We start from the raw sequence: 23,343 nt of genomic DNA, 5'->3' as shown, positions 1-23,343 counted from the left end.
GGTTTATCGGGTTTGAACCGCTATTAAACGTCGATCTACAAACAATAGCGACTTTGTGCCGGGCCATCAAACCCACTACCCGCTTTTTTGACCATCTGAAAGACAGCTCTAAAAACGATACGACAATTTACCGTACCAATAGGCCCCGTTAAAACCAAAAGGCGCCGACCGCCGGGAGTATGTGAACACACCGGGGCTGTTTACAATCTGCTCCCCTCCGACAGCCGTTTCCAGAGCACCACCGCGGCTGTTGCCGATCCGGTTTCGGTCTGGCAGCTTATCGAAGATATTGACTCCACCCAGGCTAACGCTAAAGCCGTTGTTGAACTGGTAACTGACATTGATATCCGTCAACAGCTTTGCGCCGTAGGTCTGACGCCCACCGTCCGACACAGTGTATTCACCAAAGCGGTTTAGCAACAGGTTGACGCGCCAGTTCTGCCGCTGGTACGCCGCCGTCAAACTGACCCGGTCTTGCGGCTGCCACTCCTCGATAATAGAGATATCTTGCGCGCTGAATACCACAGTCGGATCCAGCTGCGACAAACTGCCACCTGCAGAGGTATAAAGGTCAGCCACCTCGGTCTCGGTTTTATTCGCCGCCAGTGTCAAATCCAATCGTCCTCCGCCCAGGCGGATATCCTGGTAGGTCATCACCAAATCTACACCGCGTGTCTCGGTATTGGCGCCATTGAGGAAAAATTGTGCTGCCCCCGCGCCAGCAGTCTGCAGAGCTTCTCCCAGGCTGCCGCTGGGATCACTGTCGGTATCCAGACGGTTGCTGATCACAATCCGATCATCAATATCAATCGCATAATAATCCAGAGTCACACTTATGGATTCAGTGGGCGTATAGACCAAACCCACGCTCAGATTGATGGACTCCTCTTCCTGTAACTGAGGAATGCCCAATAATCGGGCCAGTCCGCTGTCATTGCGAAAGGTACCCACCTGCACAGGGATCTGCGCTCCCGAAGGATCGTCAGGGTTGGTCACAAACTGAGTGCCGACGTTGTTAAAATACTGCTGCTGCATGGACGGCGCCCGAAAGCCGGTATTCACAGCAGCCCGCAGACGCACCTCGCTGCTGACCGCCAGATTGGCACCCAGTTTGAAATTGGCGCTGTCGCCAAAGTCCTGGTAGTCGTCATAGCGCAGTGCGGCACTGACCAATAAAGATTCGCCCCACTGGTGTTCCATATCCATATAGGCAGACACCACGTATCGGTCTTCATCCACGGCTGATGCCGGCCCTATTCCTGGAAATCCCTGTATTCCAGCTTCGGCATCTTGCGGGTAGAGTGAGGCACCGTCGTTGTCGAGATCGGTATCAAAATCACGGTACGCATAGGCCTCACCGGGACGAACGCGGTAGTCGTCGATTCGGTATTCCAGGCCGGCAGCGATCCCCAGATCAGCACCGGTGTGTGTCCAGTCCAGATTTAGGGTCTGCAAGCCCAACTCCAGGCCATAGGCCTTGGCGCGCCTGGGGATGCTGTTGCGTATGTCTGTATCACTGAGGCCCCGACCGAATCTCAACTCGTTGACGAATGAATAATTGATGGAATTTGCTACAACATAATCGATGGTATTCTTGCCATAGGTGTAGGACAGATCCAGCTTTTTGCCCTTACCCAGGTCAACCCGATAACCCAGATTGATGGACCTGTCTTTAATACGGGAATTGATCAGGGGCAAAAAGCCATCGGGGATAACATTGTCACCGTCTTGCAGCGCGGCGGAAAAGCCCGAACTGGGATTGCGATAAAAAGCACCGGACTGGTTGTCTCGCTCTGAGTAAGTCACAAAGCCATAGAGTTCCCCTGCTCCTACGTCCATCTGGGCATTGAGTACAAACGCCCATTGTTCCGAGTCGGCATCGCCGATGCGAAACAAATCGCGGTCGAAGTCAATTTCCCGGCTATCACCGACCTCTTCAAAACCATCGCCATCACTGTCACTACAGCCCCCATAAACGCAAACACCTTGACGCCCGCTACGGTCGGTCCTGCCTCTGTCACGGTAATTCAAGGCAGCATGGAGAAATCCTTCGCGTCCCAGCGCAAAGCCTTTGCTTAAATCCACGTTGGTGGTGGTGCCGTCTCCCTCCTTATATTCGCCGTAGGAAGTACTCAGCACCCCGGCTTTATTGTCATCTTTAAGAACCACATTAATCACACCGGCAATGGCATCCGAGCCATACTGGGCAGCGGCGCCATCGCGAAGAACCTCTATCCGTTCTATGGCCGCCGCCGGAATACTGTTCATATCCACACCCGCAGTACCACGCCCTACCGAGGTATTGATGTGCAGCAGCGACGCCTGATGGCGACGTTTACCGTTAATAAGAACCAGCGTCTGATCCGGCCCCAGACCCCGCAAGGTGGCCGGTCGCAGTGCATCGGTACCGTCACTGATACTGGACGAGGAAAAATTGAACGACGGCGCCAGTATCTGCAGCATCCGCCCAACTTCTGTATGTCCCGTACCAGCCATGGCCGCTATGGGTATCACATCCACCGGCACAGGCAGATTACCGGCAGAGCGGCCCTCAGCACGGGTGCCAATGGTGACGATGACATCCATGTCCATTAGCTCTTCCATAGATAGATTCAGCAGATCTTCAGTGTCCGGGGTGGTATCGGCAAAGCTGGGAGTAAGTATACAGCCTAAAATAACACCAGCTATAGGAGCAAGGTAATGGGTAATGGAAAAGATTTGGGGTCGATTCATGGAGTGAGGACAGTTCTTATGACAGGGCTTTTCTATAAGTATAGCCCAACGCCACCAGCTGCCAAGCGGAAATTCCACGCCTTGCTGGAGGACGGTATAACCTTGAAAAAGCCCATCCAGACTTCACGCGGTAACTCGGACAGGTTTTTCTGAGGAGAAAGAACAGATGTTGAAGTTTGTCTGAACAAGATTGCATTCATTCCGCGCAAGAAAGCACTCCCTCGACGCAACACCACTACTATCCATCTTCAGAATGGAGATAATCCTATAACCCACCAGCCCCATCTCAAGCAGTGTTTGACGATCGAACCAAACTTGAGATCAGGGACAATAGGAGATAATACCTTTGGCCGCGCTCAAACAACTGCTGAAAAATATTGACCAGACCGAGTGCGGCCCCCAGGTCGCCGCAATTTTTGACTTTGACGGCACGATTATCGCCGGTTGGTCGGCGACAGCGTTTGTGCGAGAACAGGTAAAACGTGGCCAACTATCCCCTCAGGGTCTAAAAGATTTACTCGCGGCGATGGTCTCCTTTAGTCGCGGCAGTTTGGGTTTTTCCGGACTGATGTTGGTCAGTGCCCGCTCGATGAAAGGTGTCAGTGAACAGACGTATATTGATATCGGCGAGCACATGTATCACCACCATATTGCGCGACTGATCTACCCGGAAGCCAGAACTCTGATTGATGCCCATAGAGCCAAGGGGCACACCCTTGCCGTTATCAGTTCGGCAACACGCTATCAGGTAACGCAGGCGGCAGAAGAATTGGGTATCGAGCATGTTCTTTGCAGTCGGTTTGAAATTGAAAACGGGCAGTTTACAGGAGGTGTCGAGCGACCTCTTTGTTTCGGTGAAGGCAAGGTAGTGGCGGCTCAAAATCTCGCCTCTGCAACCGGGGCCAAACTCGATCAGAGCTTTTTTTATTCCGACAGTCACGATGACCTGCAATTGCTCGATCACGTCGGCCACCCTCAACCACTGAACCCCAATAAGAAACTCAGCGCCATCGCTAACTCCCGCGGATGGGACTGTGCCAGTTTCGACAGCCGCGGCCGTCCCTCCCTGAACCGCCTGGTCCGTTCCATGGCGGTAACCGGCAGTATGGTTTCCAGCTTTGCCGCAGGAATGCCCGTTTGGGCATTGACTGGTTCGCGCACCAAAGCCCAGAATTTTTCTCTGTCGCTGTTCGGCGACACAGCCAGTGCTTTAATCGGTATGGACCTGGAAGTCACCGGCGAGCAACACCTCTGGTCACAGCGGCCAGCGGTATTTGTCTTCAATCATCAGAGTAAAGCAGACCTGGTGATTATCACCAAACTGTTGCGTCGAGACATCTCCGCGATTGGCAAACAGGAAATCAGGAAACTGCCCGTTATTGGCAAGATTTTGGAAATGGGAGGCGTGGTGACCATTGATCGTGCCAACTCCGCCAGCGCCATTGAAGCCATGCAGCCCCTGGTAGACATGATGAAAAAGGGCGGTAAATCCGTCGTAGTCGCCCCCGAGGGCACACGCACGGTATCAACCGCACTCGCTCCCTTCAAAAAGGGGCCCTTTCACCTGGCCATGCAGGCGGGGGTACCCATGGTGCCTATCGTTATTCACAATGCCATTGATGTGGCGCCCAAAGGGGATTTCATTTATCGAGCCGCCACGGTTAGAGTCGACATATTGCCACCCATTGACACCTCTTCCTGGCGTGCTGCCACAGTCAATAAACATGTTGCTGATGTTCGCCGTATGATGCAGGCGGCTCTTGGTCAGGTATCACCCTCAGAAGCACCCGAGGTAAATCAATGACTTCAGCTCACAATCCCCTGCCCCATTCCTGCAGTAACAGACCCGCCGTCTATATTCTCGATGCCGCCAACTCTCTGGAAGAGAAGCTTCTACGTGAGTGGTTACAGCAGCAGGCTCCGCACCAGCACAGCGAAAAGGGCACACATTTTCTCAGGTGGAATCTTGAAGAAGAGCCAAAAAGTTCACAGCTAACCGCGCTTGAAACGTTGCTCGGTTCTGGAGACGATGCGGTCATCACTCCCCTGCGTGTGGTGTGGCTTCCATCACCCGATTTTATTGGCTCTGGGCCACGTTTGCACCACCTGTTGCTTGGCAACCCAAGACGGCCGGGTGCTTTGACAGCGCGTTATATTTTGCGGCGCTTTCCTGAAAGAGTTTGTTGCATTGCCGGCGAACCCGAGACCATTCACAACCTGGCGGAGCAGTACAAATATCGCCTGCAGAGCAACCCGAAACAAACGCCGGATGCCTTCGCCGGCTTTGTTGCCCGGCAAGGTGGATTAGCACTGGATATCGCTGAGCGCCGACTGCAAGGGGGGCGCTATAAGGTTCCCCGTTTTATTATGGCGAGCCTTAGTGAAAGCCCGGCTTACAAAGCCGCCTTGGAAAAAATCGCGGAGCGCGATCAGACTTCCTTGAATGAGACCTGGAAAAAAGCCAGGATCTATATGAAGGAGATGATCTCACTTCCCAGTCGGTTTTATTTGGATGTTTTTTCCCGTTTCAACAATTTTCTTCTGAAACTGGGTTACGAAAGAGACTTGGTTGTTGATCCCGCGGCTATAGAACAGCTGCGTACAGTGGTACGTCAGCACCCTTCGATACTGTTATTTACCCACAAAACCTACCTCGACGGCGCGGTGTTACCCAAGGTTCTTTACGATAACGACTTTCCTTTATGCCACGTTTTTGGTGGCGCTAACATGAATTTCGCGGGCTTTGGATTCCTGCTGCGGCGCGCCGGTGGTATTTTTATTCGCCGCTCTTTTCAGGACAATGAACTCTACAAGCTCACACTGCGTCATTACATCGGTTATTTAATGGAAAAGCGCTTTCCGCTGTCCTGGGCGTTCGAAGGTACCCGCTCACGACTGGGAAAGTTAATGCCACCGCGGTATGGTCTGCTCAAATACGTGCTCGATGCCTGTCACACCACTGAAGCTGAAAACATCCATATCGTTCCAATTTCCATCTCCTTCGATCTGATTCACGACGTCGAAGAATATTCCCTGGAGCAGGCAGGGAGAATAAAGAAACCGGAGTCTCTGCGCTGGTATCTCGGTTACATCCGCGGATTGCGCAAGCCCATGGGTCGAGTGTATATGGATGTCGGTGACCCCGTCGTTTTAGCCAAGGCCCCTCAGCCCGATGACCGCCCCGCTCTGCACAAAATTGCCTTCCAGGTGGCGGTGGAAGCCAACAGAGTAACGCCAATCACTCTGCCGGCGCTATTAACTTTCTCTCTACTGGGGGCGACACCGAGAGCACTGACCAAAGCTGAGCTCAAGAGAGAACTGCTTTTGTTGATTAACTGGGCAAAGGATCGAAATATTCGGCTTTCCAGCGACCTTGATATCGACAACATCTCCCATCTGCGTCAGCTGCTCGATCATATGCTGGCGGAGAAGCTTATTGCCAAATATGATGAAGGCCCTGACGAGGTTTATGGCATCACTCCGGAGCAACATCGAGTCGCCAGCTACTACCGCAACACTATTATTCACTTTTTCGTGAACAAGGCGATCATAGAACTGGCACTGCTCAAAACCTGCGATGCAGCGGGCGACGGGCTGGAACAGGAATTTTGGGAAGAAGTCGATCAACTGCGGGATCTGTTCAAGTTTGAATTCTTCTACTCTCCCAGTACGGAATTTCGCCAGGAGATCATCCAGGAGCTGGATAACACTCACCCGCAATGGAAATCCCTGCTACGGGGGGACAAGGCATGCCGCCAGCAGTTGTTGGACGCCCTGCAGCCACTGGTGGGTCACACCGTGCTGCTGCAGTATGTAGAGGCCTATAAAATCGTAGCCGACCTGATCGTTCAACAACCTACTGAGCGTCCGCTTGAAGAAAAAGTAATCATCGCGGCTGCCCTCAAGCACGGTCGCCAAGCCTATCTGCAAAGGCGCATCAGCAGCAACGCCTCTATCGGAAAGATATTGTTTCAAAACTGTTTTAGGCTGTTAACGAATATGGGACTCACGGGTTCCAACCATAAGGAGGCTGAGCAGCCACGCAGACGCATCGCCCGAAGGCTTCAAGAATTAGCGCTGCGCCTTGAGACAAGCCAAGTCATTGCCAATGCTTACAGAGACGCTCAATTTAGGAATTAGTCAATCATGCAACAAATTAGCCCACAGGATGCGCAATTTCTCTATATGGAATCGCCCAACAATCTGACGCATGCCACGCTGGTTTCACTGTTTGATCCCACGACTGCGCCGCAGGGCAAGGTAACGTTCGACGACATAGCCGCTCATATTAAAAGTCGTCAGGACACTTCTGCCTTATTTACCCGGCGACTACATCACGTTCCGTTGGAGTTGGATTATCCCTACTGGGTGGACGATGAGCACTTCGATATTGATAACCATTTGCGGCGCAGTCAACTGGCAGCCCCCGGTGACTGGCAGCAGTTCTGCCTGGAAATATCACGATACCACTCCAGTGCGCTGGATATGCGCAGACCCCCATGGGAAATGAATATTATTGAGGGACTGGACAAGATTGACGGTCTGCCTGCCAACAGCTATGCCATTGCCACTAAGATCCATCATGTTGCCGTTGACGGTGCATCGGTGATCAAATTCCTGGCGGCCCTTCAGGATTCAGACGCGTTGGGTACCCGGGTAGTGGAGCCCTCAGCCGAAACACGGTCAACACACAAGGCACCAGGGGTCGGAGACATGATCAAACGCGCCCTATCCAACAACCTGGTTGCCCCTATTCGAGTGACCGACGTATTATTGTGCTCTGCTCCGCTAATACGCCGCGCTGCCCGGGAAACGCTGGGCGCCATCGCCAGTGGCAAATCGACCGTTCCCGAGACGCGTTTTTCTGGCACAGTCTCACCCAACAAGACAGTGGATGCCACCAGCTTCTCACTGAATGATTTCAAGAGCATCAGCAAGTTGGTCGATAAGGCCAAAATCAACGATGTGGTATTGGCCGTTTGCAGTGGCGGACTGAGACGCTATCTACAACACCACAATGACCTGCCGGATGACTCGCTAATCGCCTGGGTTCCCATAAACCGGCGCCCTGGTGCCAGCCAGGTGTCGACGGGTGAAGATCCCGGCAACAATCTGAGTGCCATGACCACCCCCATACATACGAATATTTCCGATCCCCTGCGCCGATTGCGGGCCATTGTCCGGTCAACCGCAGACAGCAAGGAAGCCAGGAGTGGTACGTCGGTGAGACTGATGGCCGATATTACGCGCAATGTCGCCTCGCCCACCCAGCTCGCCGCCGCCAAGCTGGCAGTCAAAACCAAATTTGGCAGCGCCTGTAATGTGTTTATCTCCAATGTCCCTGGTGATCAGGAGCAACGCTATATGAATGGAGCGCGTATTGCCGGTAACCTGGCTATAGCGCCCTTGAGCGATGGAATGGGGCTCTTTATTGGTGTTTTGAGTTATAACGGACGCATCAGCTTTACCATTACCTCCAGCAGGGAGCTGTTGCCTGACAGTGAACGTTTGGTGGAATGTCTCAGGGCAGCGTACACAGAGTTAATGTTTCTGGCCGACCCGGAGCATAGCGAAAAGGAAAAAGGCCAATGGCTCTGAACGATTCCAACGTTCATAGTTCCTTCTCCTTTCTTGCTAAAGATGGACTCAGGATAACGACTCATCGCTGGAAAGCGAAGGCGCCGAAAGCGATAGTGATCATCGTACATGGTGCCGCAGAGCACGCCCGGCGTTATCGACGGCTCGCGCAGACCTTGCTGGAAAACGGATATGGCGTCTTTGCTCCCGACCTGCGCGGCCATGGACTCACCGCGCGAGACAGCGGCCTTGGCGTATTTGCCAGCGCCAATGGCTGGAATCTGGCGGTGGACGATTTGCATCAACTGAATCAAATCGTTGGTGAATCCTACCCAAACCTGCCCATCGCCATGCTGGGACACAGTATGGGCTCGTTGATGACGCAGCAGTATATGGCACTCTACGGCGACAGCATCGAGGCCGTTGCTCTCAGTGGCTCCACCCTGGTGGAGGGGTTTGATGAATTTATACCCACCATTCAGGCCGAACTGAACAAGGAAGGCAGAGAAGCACCCTGCCGTACCATGGGCGATGTCTTGAAGGGCGGATTTGCTGACAGTATTGAAAACGCGCGCAGCCACCATGATTGGCTAAGTCGGGACAGTCACGAAGTTCAGGCCTACAGCGATGACCCTCTTTGCGGTATTGATCTTAGTATCGGCGCCTGGCTGGATATGCTCAGGCATAACCGTATTCCCAGAGCGATTACTGAATTTGAACAAATCCCCAAGCAGCTGCCTGTCTATCTGTTTGCCGGAGATAAAGATCCCGTCAATGGAAACCTCAGCGCGCTTTTTACTTTAATCGATCACTACGCCGCTGCGGGCATTGAACACATAGCGCACGATTTTTATCCCGGCGGGCGTCATGAAATGCTCAATGAAATCAATCGAGATGAAGTGACCGATAATCTCTTGACGTGGCTGCATAATGCACTATCGCCTCATTTTGCATAGGCTTTATCTCATTAAACTGGGGTGGCGGATTCAATATAACGGATATGATGCTGTGCCACGTCCTGCGGACATTCCAGCATAGGGACGTGGCCCACATCCTCCAGGATAACGCTGCTACTGTTGTCGATGGAGTCGGACAGTACATCCACACAACTCACATCGATAAGTCTGTCGTGGCGCCCCCAGACAATCAGACAGGGTACTCCCACACGGGGTAGCTTGTCATTTAGTGGCTGTTGTTCGATCTCGGACATCACGGACCAGAAAACGCCATTCAAATGAGGCTGACGCTCAATCAGCTCCTGATACTTGACACGACGAAATACATTGGGAATCTTGATAGGTTTGTGCGCCACAAGAGATAACAAGCGATCAAAGTCCTCCAAAGAGGATACCTCAAACAGGTTCTTTCCGGCCTGTATTGCATGGTCAAGTTCACAACGATGTTCGCCTTTAACCCCCGCGCTGTTAAACAAGGCGATGGTCATCAGGTTTTGTGGATACTTGAGAGCGTAGGTGAGCGTGATATAACCCCCCATAGAATTGCCCGCCATATGGTACTTGTCGAGCCCTTTGGCCTGCAGAAAACGATGCAGCCGCGCCGTTTGTGAGGCCGCGCTATAGTCCCTTTGCGTTTTCCAACAGCTGTCACCGAAGCCGGGAAGGTCCGGCGCGATGACCCGGTACTTATGGGTAAAGTAACGGGCATATAGGGTCCAGTTGTCCTTGTCAGCGCCAAATCCATGGACCAACACCATCAGTTCAGCATCTTTCGGCCCCCCCTCCAGATAATGCCACTGCTCCCCATCCACGATCATAGTGTGAGATGTGAGTCTACTCTGGTGGCGTATCAACGATGTGGTCATGGCAATGATTGGCTTGGGGAAAAAAATGTATGCCACTGCAAGAACAGCGATAACCACTGTCGCCAAGGTAATGAAGGTGTTCATCTTTTGTCCTGGTTCCCCCGGAGGTAGCTCTATTCTCTAGGGTTTCATACTAACCTCATACATCTGGTAAGGTGCATTCAAAATGCGCAAATAGATATTCCGAAGGCGTAGGTCAAGTGCCGGACGTTCATGACCCACTCCCCGGTAATCACCCTATGGGGTAGTACTCGATTTCCTCAATGGTTGCGATAGTTGTCGACACCATAAGCACAATAACTAAGCAACCGCAATGGAAGCCCCCAGACCGGAGAAAATCATGAACAAACCGTGTAATAGATTCGCCAAGCACCTTCTCGCCATCGCCATTTCTACCGTACCGCTGAGTTCTTTCGCGCAAATTGAGGAAATAATCGTCACCGCGCAGCAACGTGAACAAAGTCTGCAGGACGTTCCCATTTCCGTCAGTGCCATGGACGGAGAAACCATGGACAACCTCAACATGGATGATGTGACTGACATCTTCCTGTTTGTTCCCGGTGTCAGCTCTACGCCAAACTACCCGTTTACAGAGAAAACGTCTGTCCGCGGAGTGGGCTCACCCCAGTTCTCGTCAGGTTTTGACCCGCAGATAGGTGTCTTTGTGAATGGCGTCTACCAGGGGCGCAACGGTGCCCAGGCGATTTCGCTCTATGATGTGGCACAGGTGGAAGTGATCAAAGGGCCGCTGGGCACATTGTTTGGACGCAGTACCATTGCCGGCGCCTACAGCATTCAGACGGAAAAGCCCAGCCACGAATTGGGCGGTTATATTGACCTGGGAGTCGGCAGCCGAAATCGAGTCCAGGCCACGGGCGTACTGAATGTCCCGATCAATGATCGCTTTGCCATTCGGGCCGGATTCCACACCCAGGACGAGGACGGATTTCTCCATAATCTCGCCGACGGACAGGATGTGGGTGAAAACGATATCAAGGCCGGCCGCTTGACCGCCCTATATCACGGCGATGACTGGGAGGGAATGTTATACCTGAATTACGAAGACCGTAAAGAAGCTCCCAATATCTACCAGCTCACCGGGCCACAATCGGAACTCGCTGCGGCGGCCTCCGGGTTCTCTGCCCCATTGGGTGAATTCGACATCATCTCGGACTTATCCGACCGCGAGCTCAAGTCCAATTCGCGCTTGCAGGAAATGTCCGGCACTCTGAAATTTGAATTGAGCGATCAGACGACCTTGACCTCCATCACCAGCTATAGGGAGGCGAAATACGACTACGCCGAGGACTTCGATGGAACTGACCTGACGATTGTGGCTTCACCCTATACCCAGACTCAGGATGTCGAGTTGTTTCAACAAGAGATTCGGGTCAATTACGAGAGTGAATCCGGCCTCTCCGTGGTCTTGGGTGGCAGCTACTATCGTGAGGAGTTGACCGGTTCTCTGGGTTATTTTCTCGACCTCTCTCAGCCTTTTGCCGACACTGTCTACTATGACATGCCCACCCGAGAAGTCGGTTTCTTTGAGGGTGAGTATTCAGGTTGGTCGGTTTTCGCCGACATCACCTATGAATTGACTGAGCGAATCAACCTGACGGGCGGCGCGCGTTACAGTTTCGATGACAAGAAATTTTCGCAATATGTCCCCGACCCCGGGCTGCTTAATCCTCCGGGCGACTGGTCCACCGGTTGCTCCTGTTTTGTCTATGGCTACCATACATCCTCACCCATTGTTGGCGATAAGGACTGGGACGATGTTTCCCTGCGCATAGCGATTGACTATGAGGTCGCCGACTCGGTCACCACTTACTTCGCCTGGGCACAGGGATGGAAGTCAGGTGCCTTCGACTCGGTATCTATCGAGGGTGTCGCCGAGGAGGTTTTGCAAGCCAATATCTATCAAGGAACCCTGGATGCCAGCGCCGAAGGCGCAACCCCTGCATCCGGTGATCCGGAAACCAATGACAGCTTCGAAATTGGTTTGAAGTCCTACTGGTTCGATCAGACCCTGCAGGCCAACATTGCCGCTTATTTCTATCGCTTTAATGATTTACAGGTACTGGTGTCACGGGGCGCCGCTTTTGTGCTGGATACCGTGGAGGAATTGGAAGGCAGAGGGCTGGAAGCGGATTTTCGGTTTGTTCCTAATGACCACTGGGACATTTTTCTGAACTTCTCCTACATCGACTCGGAAATCAAGAAATTCTCATCGTCACCAGGACAGGTGGGAGAGCCAAATCAGTTCACACCGGAATGGACATTCTCTACGGTGGTGAATTACGCACACCCTGTTCCCGGCTGGAACGGAGAACTCTTTACCACGGTCTCCTACGCTTATACGGACGAGTTTCTGACCAACAACGACTCCAGTGGCGGCCCCAGAATGGGCGGAGATTATGAGCTGACCAACCTGCGCATCGGCTATCGTTCGGACGATAATTGGCGAATTTCCGCCTTCGTTGACAATTTGTTTGACGAATACGCTTATAGCCAATCGTTCACACCAGAGACCGGCTTTATTCCAGCAAACATCATCGGCAATATCATCCCGGGACGCACTCTCGGAATTGATTTGCACTATGAGTTCTGAGCTCTCCGTTTTGGCTAGTATTTAACATATTGGCTTAACTGACCGCCACTGCTCCAGCGGAATCACACCCCAGTGTAGTCACACCAAAGGGTAGTGGTGGCGACAATACCACTTTGACATAGTTCTAATGTACCCCCGATTACCGGGGGGATTTGTCCCAGGCGCTATTAAGGGCACCTGGATAAGAAGCAAGCAGCTTAAGTAACAGCAAGGAGAATCCCATGCAAAAGATTGACGCCCGTCAACTAGATCTTACTCATGACGTTGAGGGATTCATCGACCGCCAGCAGCCCGGATTTACCCTCGAACAGCCCTTCTATACCAGTCCCGAGTTTTTTCAATTGGACAAGGAGCGGGTTATTTTTCGGCAGTGGCAATTCGTGGATCATGTCAGCCGTATTCCAAATCGTGGCGATTTCTTCCTGTTCACTATCGCCGGTGAAGAGATTATTATCACCCGCGGTGACGAGGATAAAATCCATGCACACTTCAATGTCTGTCGGCACAGAGGCTCTCGTCTGTGCCTGGAGAAGCAAGGTCGAAAGCGCCGCCTGACCTGTCCCTATCACGCCTGGTCCTTTGAGCTGGACGGTCGCCTGGCCAATGCCCGCCAGATGCCCGATGGCTTTGACCCCAACGACTACAGCCTGCATTCCTGTCAGGTGCGTGTGTTTGAGGGACTGATTTTTATCTATCTTGGCAAGGAAGAAGAGGCACCGGATTTTGACTATATCGCTGACAACTACCTCCCCTGGATAGCCCCCTATAAACTCGCCGACACCAAGATTGCAACCGTGCGGCATTTCCCCACCCCCGCCAACTGGAAACTGGTGGTGGAGAACTTTCTGGAGTGTTACCACTGCCGCCCCTCCCACCCGGAGTATTGCTCGACCATGGGCCACGTGACTTACGATGGCGACGGCACCGAAGAGGGAATGGAAAAGTACCGTGTCATGTACAACCGCTGGCTGGAGAAAGCCAAGGCGCAGGGCCGGAAAGTCGGTTACTTTGAGCCACCCTGCCCGGACCAATCCCTGCGAGTCTCGCGCCAGGTGATCAAAGACAACGCCGTTTCCACCACTCAGGACGGCGGCCCGGCGTGCAAGAAGTTGCTGGGGGATCTCACGGATTACGACGGTGGCGATGCCTTTTTCGCCTTCGGGGAAAACCTCTACTTGCTGGTTTCCGACGACTACGTGGCACTGCTGCGCTTTACGCCACTGGATACCCTGGAGAGCGATGTCACCATCACCTATCTGGTCCACAAGGATGCTGAGGAAGGGGTCGACTACGAGCCCGATCGCGTCGCCTGGTTGTGGGAAGTGACCACGGAACAGGATGCCAAAATCATCATCGATAACCAGAAAGGTGTACTTTCAGACCGCTATCGCCCGGGCCCCTACAGCAAACTGGAAGGTAACTGCGAGACGTTTATTCGTCACTACCTCAAGATGCTGTCCGCCGCGGAGCGCCCTACCAGCAAACTCAATATCAATCCGGATGACTATACCGGGGAAGCTATCTTCTCCATTTAGCAGGTTATTGAAAAAGTCTTCCTGACTTTTTCAAAACACGAAAAGGATAAAATGCGATTTTTCCGTCTTGTCAGACGCCCATCGCTATACAGTAAATGTGTGTTATCCCCAATCCCGGGGATAACCACTCAGGAGAATAACATGAGCAAGATGTCGGAATACGACGTTGTCATTGTCGGCGCCGGTCACAACGGACTGACCTGCGCAGGTTATCTGGCCCGTTCAGGCCTGTCCGTCAAGGTTGTTGAGCAACGTCATATCGTTGGCGGTGCCGCTGTTACCGAGGAGTTTCATCCCGGTTTTCGAAACTCGATTTGTTCCTACACGGTGAGCCTTTTAAACCCCAAGATCGTCAGCGATCTGGAGCTTAATAGATACGGGCTCAATATCACCACCCGGGATTACTCTTCCTTGACGCTTGGCCACGACAACAAGTTTATACACCTGACCAAGGATGAAGAACGCAACGCCCGGCAGATTGCGCGCTATTGCCAAAAAGACGCTGAAGGCTTCCACGCCATGGAGGTTGTGCTGGAGCAGGTTGCCGATGTATTGCGCGATCTGGTACTGGAAACCCCGCCCAATGTTGGCGGAGGGCTGATGGACGCCTTCCGTGCCGGTAAAATCGCCAATCGCGTTCGTAAGCTCAGCCCGGAACTTCAACGGGAAACCATCAAGCTCTTCACCATGAGCGTTGCGGATTACCTGGCCGAATGGATAGATGGTGAAACCCTCAGCGGCGCCTGGGTTTACGTGGCACTGGTGGGCAATATGCAAAGCATTTACGCTCCCGGCTCCGCCTATGTATTGCTCCACCATATGTTTGGTGAAGTCAACGGTATCAAGGGCGCCTGGGGCCATGCACAGGGCGGCATGGGCTCGATCACTCAGGCCATGGCCAAGTCCGCAGAAGCACACGGTGTGGATATTGAAGTCAATGCCCCCGTAGCTGATGTCATCATCAAAAACGGTGTTGCCCGGGGGGTGCGTTTACAGGACGGTCGCGAAATCCATGCGCGCGTGGTCGCTGCCAATACCAACCCCAAATTGCTGTTCAATAAGCTGGTGGACAGCCAACATGTACCGGCGAGTTTCAGCCGTGAAATGAGCAACTACCGATGCCGCTCCGGCAGCCTGCGTATGAATCTTGCGTTATCAGGGCTTCCCGATTTCTCCTGCCTGGAAAAAGAGCAAGACCGCGAACCGTTTTTGCGCGGCAGTATCCTGCTGAGCCCGTCAAAAGCCTATGCCGAAACCGCCTATAGCGAAGCGATCGCTACGGGTTGGTCGAAAGCGCCCATGGTAGAGATGTTTATTCCCTCGCTTTACGATGACTCACTGGCGCCCAAAGGCCAACATGTTATGAGCATGTTCTGCCAGCACTTTAACCCGGAGTTACCGGAAGGGCAGAACTGGGACGACATTAAGGAACAGGTTGCGGATCAGATTATCGATACCGTGGCCCAGTACGCCCCCAACCTCAAAGACATTATTCTTGGCCGCATGGTGCTGACACCACTGGATCTGGAACGCGACTTTGGACTGGTGGGCGGTGATATCTTCCACGGCTGTTTGCATATGGACCAGACCTTTGCCATGCGCCCCACTGCCGGTTATGCCAACTATCGCATGCCAGTTGCCAATCTTTACCTCTGCGGCGCCGGAGCACATCCTGGCGGCGGCGTTACCGGTTGCCCCGGGCACAATGCCGCCAAAGAGATCCTGAAGGATTTCCGCTGGCACCGGGTGGCCTAGCTACTTCCCGTGCGGAAACACTGCTCAAGTCTGAATTGTAGGGTGGATTAGCCAAAGGCGTCGCCTAAAGCGCCTACTTTTGGAATCCACCTTTTGTCTGGCACTTTACCGGTAATTGGTGGATTACGCCTTTGGCTAATCCACCCTACACCTGGCCCAAACAGTGTTTCCAGATGGACACTAGCTAAATATCCCACGGCAGGAGACCTCTGCTGCTGCCGTTTTTTACAATTCTTATTAGGAACCATCACTATGACAGCCCTCTCTGTACAAAAACAACCGCTTGCCCTTACCGATCTGGCCGAATGTCCTTCCTTCGGCGAACCCATCGGCCCACTGCCGAAGCAAAGTTATAACCAGTTCTTTGACGATGGCCAGGGTACAACCATGGGGACCTGGGAGTGTGAACCCGGCAAATTGAAACTTGACCTTGGGGTAATGGAGTTCTGCCATCTGATCAAAGGTATCTGGACACTGACCGATGACAAGGGCGAGGTCACCGTGCTCAAGGCGGGCGACAGTTTTGCTTTTCCCCGCGGCTGGAAAGGCACCAGCGAGGTCACTGAAACGGTGCGTAAGGTGTATACCATTATTGAGTAGGTAATATCGAACAGCTACGCAAAAAAGCAGCCAGTGATTCACTGGCTGCTTTTTTTGTGCCTTTTTGGCGAGATTTACAGTTGCGGCGGTATTGCATTCCGGCGTGGGTCATTAAAGAAAGGCCGCTGGACCACGGTGGCGGTCACCGTAGTCTCTCCGATAACCACTTGGCAATGTTGACCAACATCACCGAAGTTATCCGTAACCGAAGCCAAGGCGATATTGCGCTGTAAGGCTTCTGAATAGCAACCAGACGTCACCAGACCCAGCGATTGCCCCTGCATATCAAGGACAGTTGCCCCAAATTCAGAGGCGAGAGTGCCTTCCAGTTCCAGACCGATCAAGCGGAATTTTGATCCAGCTGTTTTTTCTGATGCCAGGGCATCGCGGCCAATAAAGTCACCCTTCTCCCAATTGATCAACCAGGCCATGTCCACTTCAAACGGCGATCGGGACATCTCGGAATCGCTGTTACCGTCGTAGGAAGCGCCTTCCAGCTCAAAGCCTTCATCGGGCAGAATCAAAGCGGCTTCCAGTCGCATCGTCAAAAGCGCCTCCATGCCCATGGGTTCGACACCGACGCTAATCAGGGCATTCCACAAGGTTTCTGACTGGTCTTTTTGCATCCACAGCTCGTAACCCAGGTCACCGGAAAATCCGGTGCGGGAAATACGCAGCTCTTCAGAGCCCAATGTAAAATCGGCAAAGCGAAACGGCTTTAGGGTTTCCAACCCCTCAATGCCCATTTCCTTTAGCAAGGCAAAGGACTTGGGGCCCTGCACTGACAAGACCGCTGAATCATGGGTGACATCAGTCACCTCAACATCGAAGTCTCCGGCCACCTGCTGAAGATAGGCCGTCTGGTTCGCCGCCGGATAAAGGCGGTATTCGTTTTCGCTGACGCGGAATACCGTGCCGTCATCAATGATCTTGCCGTTGGGGTTACACCAACAGGTGTAGGTGACACGCCCGGGTTCGATATCCATTTGTCGGGTCGTCAGGTAATTGAGAAAACGGCAGGCATCCGGCCCATGAATGGCGTACTTGTTGACCGGTGTCATGTCAAACACGATAGCGTTATTACGCACCGCCAGGTTTTCCCGCTTGACATCAGACATCACGTTGGGGCTTTTATAAGCCCCCCAAGGACCAAATTCGACCTTGTCATTGTATTGGCGTTGTAGCGGATTAAAAGGGGTGTCCAACATTTCTTCAGACATGCGTACTCCTTATTGTCATTGAGATAGTGATTTGGATATCTATCGCTTAAAAACAACCGTTTTGTCACCGTTGAGCAGTACCCGCTGCTCTGCATGCCACTTAACGGCCCGTCGCAGTACCAGGTTTTCGGTGTCGCGACCTATTTCCACCAATTCCTGGGGAGAGTTCGCGTGCGACACCCGTTGAACGTCTTGCTCGATGAGCGGTCCTTCATCCAGATCCGCCGTGACATAGTGGGCGCTGGCGCCAATTAATTTCACCCCTCGATCGTGGGCCTGGTGATAGGGTTTGGCGCCTTTGAATCCCGGCAGGAAAGAGTGATGAATATTGATCGCGCGTCCCTCCAGACGACGGCACATATCGTCGGACAGAATCTGCATATATCGGGCGAGCACCAGCAGGTCAGCCTGACAGTCGTTCATCACTTGCAGGATCTGCTCCTCCTGCTGGGGTTTGGTTTCTTTGGTAATGGGCAGATAGTGAAAGGGAACCCCGTACCATTCGGTCAGGTCCCGCATGACTTGATGATTCGACACCACCGCAACAATATCGATCGGCAAGGTGCCTTGTTTCCAGCCGTCCAGCAGGCCGTTTAAACAGTGCCCCCACTGGGATACGGCAATCACCACACGGGGTTTGTAATCCTGCGGCTGGATATCCCAGGTCATGCTGTATTTATCACCTAGAGGTGCAAACCGCTGGTTCAGATCGGATAATGATAATTCCTGGGTGCGATCGGCACAGAATTCGGTGCGCATAAAGAATCGTCCTGTCTGACGATCTTCGAACTGAGTCGATTCCTCAATATTGAAGCCTAGATCGGCAAAAAAGCCGGCCACCTCTGCAACAATACCCGGTTGATCTGCACAGCTAAACCTCAACACAATGTTGCTGTTCATAGTTCTCTCCAAATTGTTTTTCAACGAATATATTTAGGCGCGAATAATGAGATCGGTAATCTCACGCTTGAAGGGAGTTCCATCCCGATGGGGTTCACCGAATTCCCGAGCTGCCTGATGTCCCGAAAACACCGCCTGAGCAATGATGCCTGGAGCCAGGCAGTCGCCAAGAGACTGCAAATGATCTATACCGCTTTCTTTTACAGCCTCGGGATTCGCCAGCAATTCCTGGTAGACACTGTCATTGGGCAGGCGTTCTGTCACCAACACCAGGCTGTCGCAAGCCAACTGCTGGGATTTACCGGTATAGACACAACCGAGTTCAACGTAATCACGTTCAACACGGACAAGGTTCTGTTGGCAATAGATGCTCACACCCATTTCCAACAACCGCGATTGAATTTTGAATTGTTCCAGCGTGTTGTGTGTCCAGGACGAAACTTCTGCAGCAGGAGTCACCAGCGCGACCTCCAGGCCCAACTTAACCAGTTTCTCTGCAATAACGCCGCCCATGTAATAGTGATCGTCATCGTAGATCACCACCCGACCCTGCACGGCGGTTTCTGCCATAATGTCGTCTGGTGTATAAATGCGAGACTGTGACAAGCCTTCGATGGGCTGGCGACTGGCGCGCCCGACTCCATCTCTGCGCCAATGGGCACCAGTGGCCATAAATACATTGGAAATACCAAACGAAAGAATATCCTCAGCGCTGAGACGACTGTCCCGATACACTTCTATATTGGGCGCTTGATTGATGTACATCTGCCGGTAGTCCGCCACTCGCACCCATTCACTCAGCCCCGGCAGCTGTGACTCCCGCAACACGCGGCCGCCCAGTTCCTTGGTCGCCTCCGCAAGAATAACGTTATAGCCCCGCTTACCCATGGACTGGGTAAATTCCAGCCCCGCTGGACCCGCACCGACCACAAGCACGGTTTCATCCGCGTGCCGAGGGGCAATGGATTCCGGGTGCCAGTCTCTGCGCCATTCTTCTCCCATGGTGGGGTTTTGCGTACATCTGATAGGCACCGACAATTGATCGGCGCTGACACAGATATTGCAGCCAATGCATTCGCGAATATCGTCAAAACGCCCTTCTCGTATTTTGTTGGGTAGAAATGGATCTGCGATGGATGGCCGTGCGGCACCCACCAGATCAACAACACCACGACGAACCAGCGATACCATGGCGTCTGCGGAAGTGAAGCGACCCACACCGACAACCGGTTTGCTGGTGACTTCCTTGACAAAATTAATATAGGGTTCCTGGTACCCTTCTTTCTCAAATCGCGACGTGGCCGAATCGTGACTCCAGTCGGCGATATTCACATCCCAGAGATCCGGCAGGTCCGCCAGCATCTCGACAACATCACGTCCCTCTTCGGCGGCTGTAATACCATTGCCACCCAGCAGTTCATCCACCGCAAATCGCACTGCCACGGCACAGGTGTCCCCCACCGCCTCTTTGGTTTCTTCAATGACTTCACGGAACAACCGAACCCGATTTTCCAGGCTGCCCCCATATTCGTCGGTGCGCTGATTGTGGCGCCTTGACAAAAAGTGCATCAGTATCGTCAGGGCGTGACCCGCGTAAACATAGACAATGTCGAAGCCGGCACGTTTAGAGCGCAGTGCAGCCTCACGATACCATTGGCGCAACTGTCGAATGTCTTTCTTGGTCATGGCACGCGCCTGGACCGGTGCGTTACCGTAGGTACTGCAACTGATATGACTCGGCGCCAGCGGCGCAACCCGGCTGTAAAGATTGGCACCGGAGTATCCGCTATAGGCCAGTTCGATACCCGCCAGGGAGCCGTGTTCGTGCACGGCCTCGGTCATCAATTGCAGTGCCGGAATATCCATGTCGTCCCACAGGCGCCCTTCGACCCCGGGGGAGACATCACTGGTATGATGCAACTCCATCATCTCGGTACAAACCACGCCCCAGCCGCCTTCGGCTTTGATGCCGCGCATAGTTGCCAGCGAGCGGGGGAACTCGTGCCCCATGCCGTTGCAATGGGGGACCTGGTAGAAACGGTTGGGTGCGGTGACCGGACCGATCTGCACCGGTTCAAACAGAATATCGTAACGGGATTCAGTAGCCATTGGGTTATACCTGGGTAACATCAGATACGATAATGCTACCGAAGCCCCAAAATGGGTAAATCACAACTTAGGGTGATCAGACGGCGAAATGACTACCTGGCCGGACTTAGATAGGCTTCCAGAGGATCGGGGGGATCGCCGGGGCTGGCATTGCTGAGCGCGTTCATAAACAGATGAAACAGTTCGATTTGGCTGGCGATATCGAGCTTGGTATAGATGTTCTTGCGGTGATGTTTGACCGTGTCCAGACTGATCTGCAGCCTAAGTGCCGCCGACTTTGAAGAATGCCCCCGCAGCATCAGGTGCACAACGTCACACTCACGCTGCGTCAGCAGCGAGGTACCAAAATTCTCCAGGGCACGTTCCAGATGACTGTGCAACATCTGGTTGGGAGAACTCTCCATTTCCTGCTGGTGCCACCGATGCAACTCACGCGCCACAAACGGATAGACCGCTTCCAACATTTCTTTATCGGCCGATTTAAAGCGCGGCTCTTCAAGCGTGCGCCCCAGAGAGAGTATATACAGACATTGGTCCCCTTCATGAATCATAAAACAGGCTTCATCACTATAGCCGGTGCGGCCATAGTACTGCTGGTAAAATTCCGATTGCTTGAAACCGTGGGGCGCCACATCCTTCAGTGTATACACGCCGCTGCTGCCTTGATCCATCGCTGTGCGATAGTAGGGATCGAGCAGATAGGAGCCATTGAGATAGGGGTCGATTTGAACCGCCGGGTCTTCATGGGGGCGCAGAGTATGGTAGGGAACAAACGGCCGCTCCCCCTGGGGGAAAACAATAAAGGTCGTCGCCGAAACCCTGACCAGCGCCTCAAGGGCGCCGATCAGTTGTTTGAGTCCTTGGTTGCGATCCTCTTCATCCAGGATCCCGACAAGAGCCTGGTTCCATTGGGCGAAGGTTATGTCTGGAACTGGCATCAACACACCGTTTGTTAATTCATCGAACATCCCAACTGATTAAACGCCTGATCGGTATGCGGAACCTTTCGTGCACCCAAGGATACCAACAGAGCTGGTCCAACTATGGCATTTAAGCCATTGATGTTCAACCCTTCCACAGCCCCTCTTTTACCAAGTCATCCATGGTCTTTTTGATACTGCTCCGCAGGACCTCAACGACAAAATCCACCTGCTCCCGCGTCATTGTCAACGGAGGGGACAAGACATTAAGATGGCCGATGGGACGCACCAGCAGCCCCATCGACTCACAGTGCTGCGTAATACGCTTGCCGACGTCAATTTCGTCCGACAGCAGCGCTTTGGTTTCCTTGTTGGCCACGTTTTCCACACACATCATAAATTGGTGGCCGCGGACGTCACCAACGATTTCAAGATCCATTAGACTCCGCAGTTGCTGTTCAAAGTAAGGCCCGACCTCCTGAACCTGCCCCAGGATGTTGTCCCTCTCAAGTATCTCCATATTCTTTAACGCCGCCGCACAACAAACCGGGTGTGCCGAATAGGTGAAGCCATGAGCAAAACTGCGGTTCTCGCCCGCCTCATCGATAACCTGGTGAATTTCGTCAGAGTATATTGTAGCGCCTAAAGGCAAATACCCGGAAGACAAGCCCTTGGCGCAGGTGATGATATCCGGCTGGATACCAAAGACCTCCTCGGAAGCGAACATATGACCCAGGCGACCAAAAGCCGTCACCACTTCATCGGAAACGTAGAGCACATCGTATTGTTTACACAGCTCCCAGGTACGACGATGGTAACCGGCCGGCGGTACAATCACACCGCCGGAACCCATAATCGGTTCTGCGAAAAAGGCGGCGACCTTTTCGGGCCCGATGGACAATATTTTGTTTTCCAACTCGGAGATCAAGTGATCGCAAAACTCACTTTCGCTGGCACCCTCGGGGCGGCGATAGCTATTGGGGCTGGATACATGATGTATGGTGTCGGTGATATAACTGAACTCGGGAACATGGTCCGCCGCTTTGCCACCAATAGACATGGCCACGTAGGTGCTGCCATGATAGCTGTCTTCACGGGCAATAATGTGTTGCTTTTGCGGTTTGCCACGGCAGGACTGATAAAATTGGATCAGACGGAACGCGGTGTCGTTGGCTGTTGATCCCCCACAACTGAAAAAGACGTGGTTTAGCGAACCCGGCGCCCACTGCGCCAGCTTCGAAGCCAACTCCGCCGCCGGGGCATTGGTGGTATCCACAAAGGGATTAAAATAGGGCAGACGGCGGGTTTGCTCAGCGATCACCTCCACCATTTCTTCGCGACCATAACCAATATTGACACACCACATACCGCCAATGCCGTCAAAGTAGCGGCCGCCATCTGAATCGTAGACGTAACAGCCATCACCTTGCACCATGACTGTGGCTCCCGCTTCCCGGAAGGAGTCAAAGTGCTGCCAGGGATGCAGGTGGTGGTCCCGGTCTTTTTGCCATAGATCGCTGGTATTGTATTGCTCAAATTGCGCCATATCTCTCTCAGTCAT

15 protein-coding genes are annotated in these 23,343 nt (G+C 53.1%); 8 read left to right on the top strand and 7 right to left on the bottom strand.

Annotated features, from left to right (window positions below; translation table 11 throughout):
• Positions 1-108: 108 nt before the first annotated feature.
• Entirely contained in the window at positions 109-2,733 is a 2,625-nt protein-coding gene (locus HBA55_RS21525; RefSeq protein ID WP_166995727.1) for a TonB-dependent receptor plug domain-containing protein, read from the bottom strand.
• A gap of 346 nt (positions 2,734-3,079) precedes the next feature.
• Here HBA55_RS21525 and HBA55_RS21520 point away from each other — a divergent pair, with 346 nt between their 5' ends.
• From HBA55_RS21520 to HBA55_RS21505, 4 genes are read left to right on the top strand one after another with little or no spacing between them, the layout of a single operon-like run.
• A complete protein-coding gene (locus HBA55_RS21520; protein WP_166995725.1) occupies positions 3,080-4,537 on the top strand; it encodes an HAD-IB family hydrolase in 1,458 nt (485 codons plus the stop codon).
• Positions 4,534-6,873, top strand: a complete 2,340-nt coding sequence (locus HBA55_RS21515; protein ID WP_166995723.1) for a glycerol-3-phosphate 1-O-acyltransferase — start codon at positions 4,534-4,536, stop codon at positions 6,871-6,873. Before HBA55_RS21520 ends, HBA55_RS21515 begins: the two co-directional genes overlap by 4 nt.
• Before the next feature lie 6 nt (positions 6,874-6,879).
• Positions 6,880-8,331, top strand: coding sequence for a wax ester/triacylglycerol synthase family O-acyltransferase (locus HBA55_RS21510; RefSeq protein WP_166995721.1), 1,452 nt, complete (start codon positions 6,880-6,882; stop codon positions 8,329-8,331).
• The gene (locus HBA55_RS21505) at positions 8,322-9,266 is read left to right on the top strand and encodes an alpha/beta fold hydrolase (RefSeq protein ID WP_166995719.1); all 945 of its coding nucleotides are present in this window, start codon (positions 8,322-8,324) and stop codon (positions 9,264-9,266) included. The genes HBA55_RS21510 and HBA55_RS21505 overlap by 10 nt, the downstream gene beginning before the upstream one ends.
• An 11-nt stretch (positions 9,267-9,277) precedes the next feature.
• Here the strand turns inward: HBA55_RS21505 and HBA55_RS21500 are convergent, their stop codons facing one another.
• Positions 9,278-10,216 carry an alpha/beta fold hydrolase gene (locus HBA55_RS21500; RefSeq protein ID WP_166995717.1) on the bottom strand — a complete coding sequence of 313 codons (939 nt, stop codon included), beginning with the start codon at positions 10,214-10,216 and terminating at the stop codon, positions 9,278-9,280.
• A 256-nt stretch (positions 10,217-10,472) separates the two neighbouring features.
• Here HBA55_RS21500 and HBA55_RS21495 point away from each other — a divergent pair, with 256 nt between their 5' ends.
• The 4 genes from HBA55_RS21495 (at position 10,473) to HBA55_RS21480 (ending at position 16,633) form a co-directional block, all read left to right on the top strand.
• On the top strand, positions 10,473-12,743 hold the full coding sequence (locus HBA55_RS21495; protein WP_166995715.1) for a TonB-dependent receptor: 2,271 nt from the start codon (positions 10,473-10,475) through the stop codon (positions 12,741-12,743).
• Between the two features lie 221 nt (positions 12,744-12,964).
• Positions 12,965-14,278, top strand: a complete 1,314-nt coding sequence (locus HBA55_RS21490; protein ID WP_166995713.1) for an aromatic ring-hydroxylating oxygenase subunit alpha — start codon at positions 12,965-12,967, stop codon at positions 14,276-14,278.
• Positions 14,279-14,419: 141 nt separating this feature from the next.
• On the top strand, positions 14,420-16,033 hold the full coding sequence (locus tag HBA55_RS21485; RefSeq protein WP_166995711.1) for a phytoene desaturase family protein: 1,614 nt from the start codon (positions 14,420-14,422) through the stop codon (positions 16,031-16,033).
• Between the two features lie 252 nt (positions 16,034-16,285).
• The gene (locus HBA55_RS21480) at positions 16,286-16,633 is read left to right on the top strand and encodes a cupin domain-containing protein (protein ID WP_166995708.1); all 348 of its coding nucleotides are present in this window, start codon (positions 16,286-16,288) and stop codon (positions 16,631-16,633) included.
• A gap of 74 nt (positions 16,634-16,707) precedes the next feature.
• Here the strand turns inward: HBA55_RS21480 and HBA55_RS21475 are convergent, their stop codons facing one another.
• The 5 genes from HBA55_RS21475 to HBA55_RS21455 all read right to left on the bottom strand — a co-directional run bounded on the left by HBA55_RS21475 (position 16,708) and on the right by HBA55_RS21455 (position 23,343).
• Positions 16,708-17,853 carry an aminomethyl transferase family protein gene (locus HBA55_RS21475; RefSeq protein WP_166995706.1) on the bottom strand — a complete coding sequence of 382 codons (1,146 nt, stop codon included), beginning with the start codon at positions 17,851-17,853 and terminating at the stop codon, positions 16,708-16,710.
• 39 nt (positions 17,854-17,892) lie between these two features.
• A complete protein-coding gene (purU, locus tag HBA55_RS21470; RefSeq protein ID WP_166995705.1) occupies positions 17,893-18,753 on the bottom strand; it encodes a formyltetrahydrofolate deformylase in 861 nt (286 codons plus the stop codon).
• 33 nt (positions 18,754-18,786) lie between these two features.
• On the bottom strand, positions 18,787-20,862 hold the full coding sequence (locus HBA55_RS21465) for an oxidoreductase (protein ID WP_166995703.1): 2,076 nt from the start codon (positions 20,860-20,862) through the stop codon (positions 18,787-18,789).
• A gap of 92 nt (positions 20,863-20,954) precedes the next feature.
• Positions 20,955-21,800: a response regulator transcription factor gene (locus tag HBA55_RS21460; protein ID WP_166995701.1), complete on the bottom strand. Its 846-nt coding sequence runs from the start codon at positions 21,798-21,800 to the stop codon at positions 20,955-20,957.
• 127 nt (positions 21,801-21,927) lie between these two features.
• Complete coding sequence (locus HBA55_RS21455; protein WP_166995699.1) at positions 21,928-23,343, bottom strand: aminotransferase; 1,416 nt, start codon at positions 23,341-23,343, stop codon at positions 21,928-21,930.

Origin of the sequence: Pseudomaricurvus alkylphenolicus, assembly GCF_011683955.1 — a bacterium.
Lineage (GTDB): Bacteria > Pseudomonadota > Gammaproteobacteria > Pseudomonadales > Cellvibrionaceae > Pseudomaricurvus > Pseudomaricurvus alkylphenolicus.
This window is presented reverse-complemented; position numbering and strand designations above follow the sequence as displayed.

Bases quoted from the DNA above. Each gene is read 5' to 3' on its own strand.
- HBA55_RS21525 (WP_166995727.1), bottom strand. From the start codon at position 2,733: ATGAATCGACCCCAAATCTTTTCCATTACCCATTACCTTGCTCCTATA.
- HBA55_RS21515 (WP_166995723.1), top strand. From the start codon at position 4,534: ATGACTTCAGCTCACAATCCCCTGCCCCATTCCTGCAGTAACAGACCC.
- HBA55_RS21510 (WP_166995721.1), top strand. From the start codon at position 6,880: ATGCAACAAATTAGCCCACAGGATGCGCAATTTCTCTATATGGAATCG.
- HBA55_RS21505 (WP_166995719.1), top strand. From the start codon at position 8,322: ATGGCTCTGAACGATTCCAACGTTCATAGTTCCTTCTCCTTTCTTGCT.
- HBA55_RS21500 (WP_166995717.1), bottom strand. From the start codon at position 10,216: ATGAACACCTTCATTACCTTGGCGACAGTGGTTATCGCTGTTCTTGCA.
- HBA55_RS21495 (WP_166995715.1), top strand. From the start codon at position 10,473: ATGAACAAACCGTGTAATAGATTCGCCAAGCACCTTCTCGCCATCGCC.
- HBA55_RS21490 (WP_166995713.1), top strand. From the start codon at position 12,965: ATGCAAAAGATTGACGCCCGTCAACTAGATCTTACTCATGACGTTGAG.
- HBA55_RS21485 (WP_166995711.1), top strand. From the start codon at position 14,420: ATGAGCAAGATGTCGGAATACGACGTTGTCATTGTCGGCGCCGGTCAC.
- HBA55_RS21480 (WP_166995708.1), top strand. From the start codon at position 16,286: ATGACAGCCCTCTCTGTACAAAAACAACCGCTTGCCCTTACCGATCTG.
- HBA55_RS21475 (WP_166995706.1), bottom strand. From the start codon at position 17,853: ATGTCTGAAGAAATGTTGGACACCCCTTTTAATCCGCTACAACGCCAA.
- purU (WP_166995705.1), bottom strand. From the start codon at position 18,753: ATGAACAGCAACATTGTGTTGAGGTTTAGCTGTGCAGATCAACCGGGT.
- HBA55_RS21465 (WP_166995703.1), bottom strand. From the start codon at position 20,862: ATGGCTACTGAATCCCGTTACGATATTCTGTTTGAACCGGTGCAGATC.
- HBA55_RS21460 (WP_166995701.1), bottom strand. From the start codon at position 21,800: ATGCCAGTTCCAGACATAACCTTCGCCCAATGGAACCAGGCTCTTGTC.
- HBA55_RS21455 (WP_166995699.1), bottom strand. From the start codon at position 23,343: ATGACTGAGAGAGATATGGCGCAATTTGAGCAATACAATACCAGCGAT.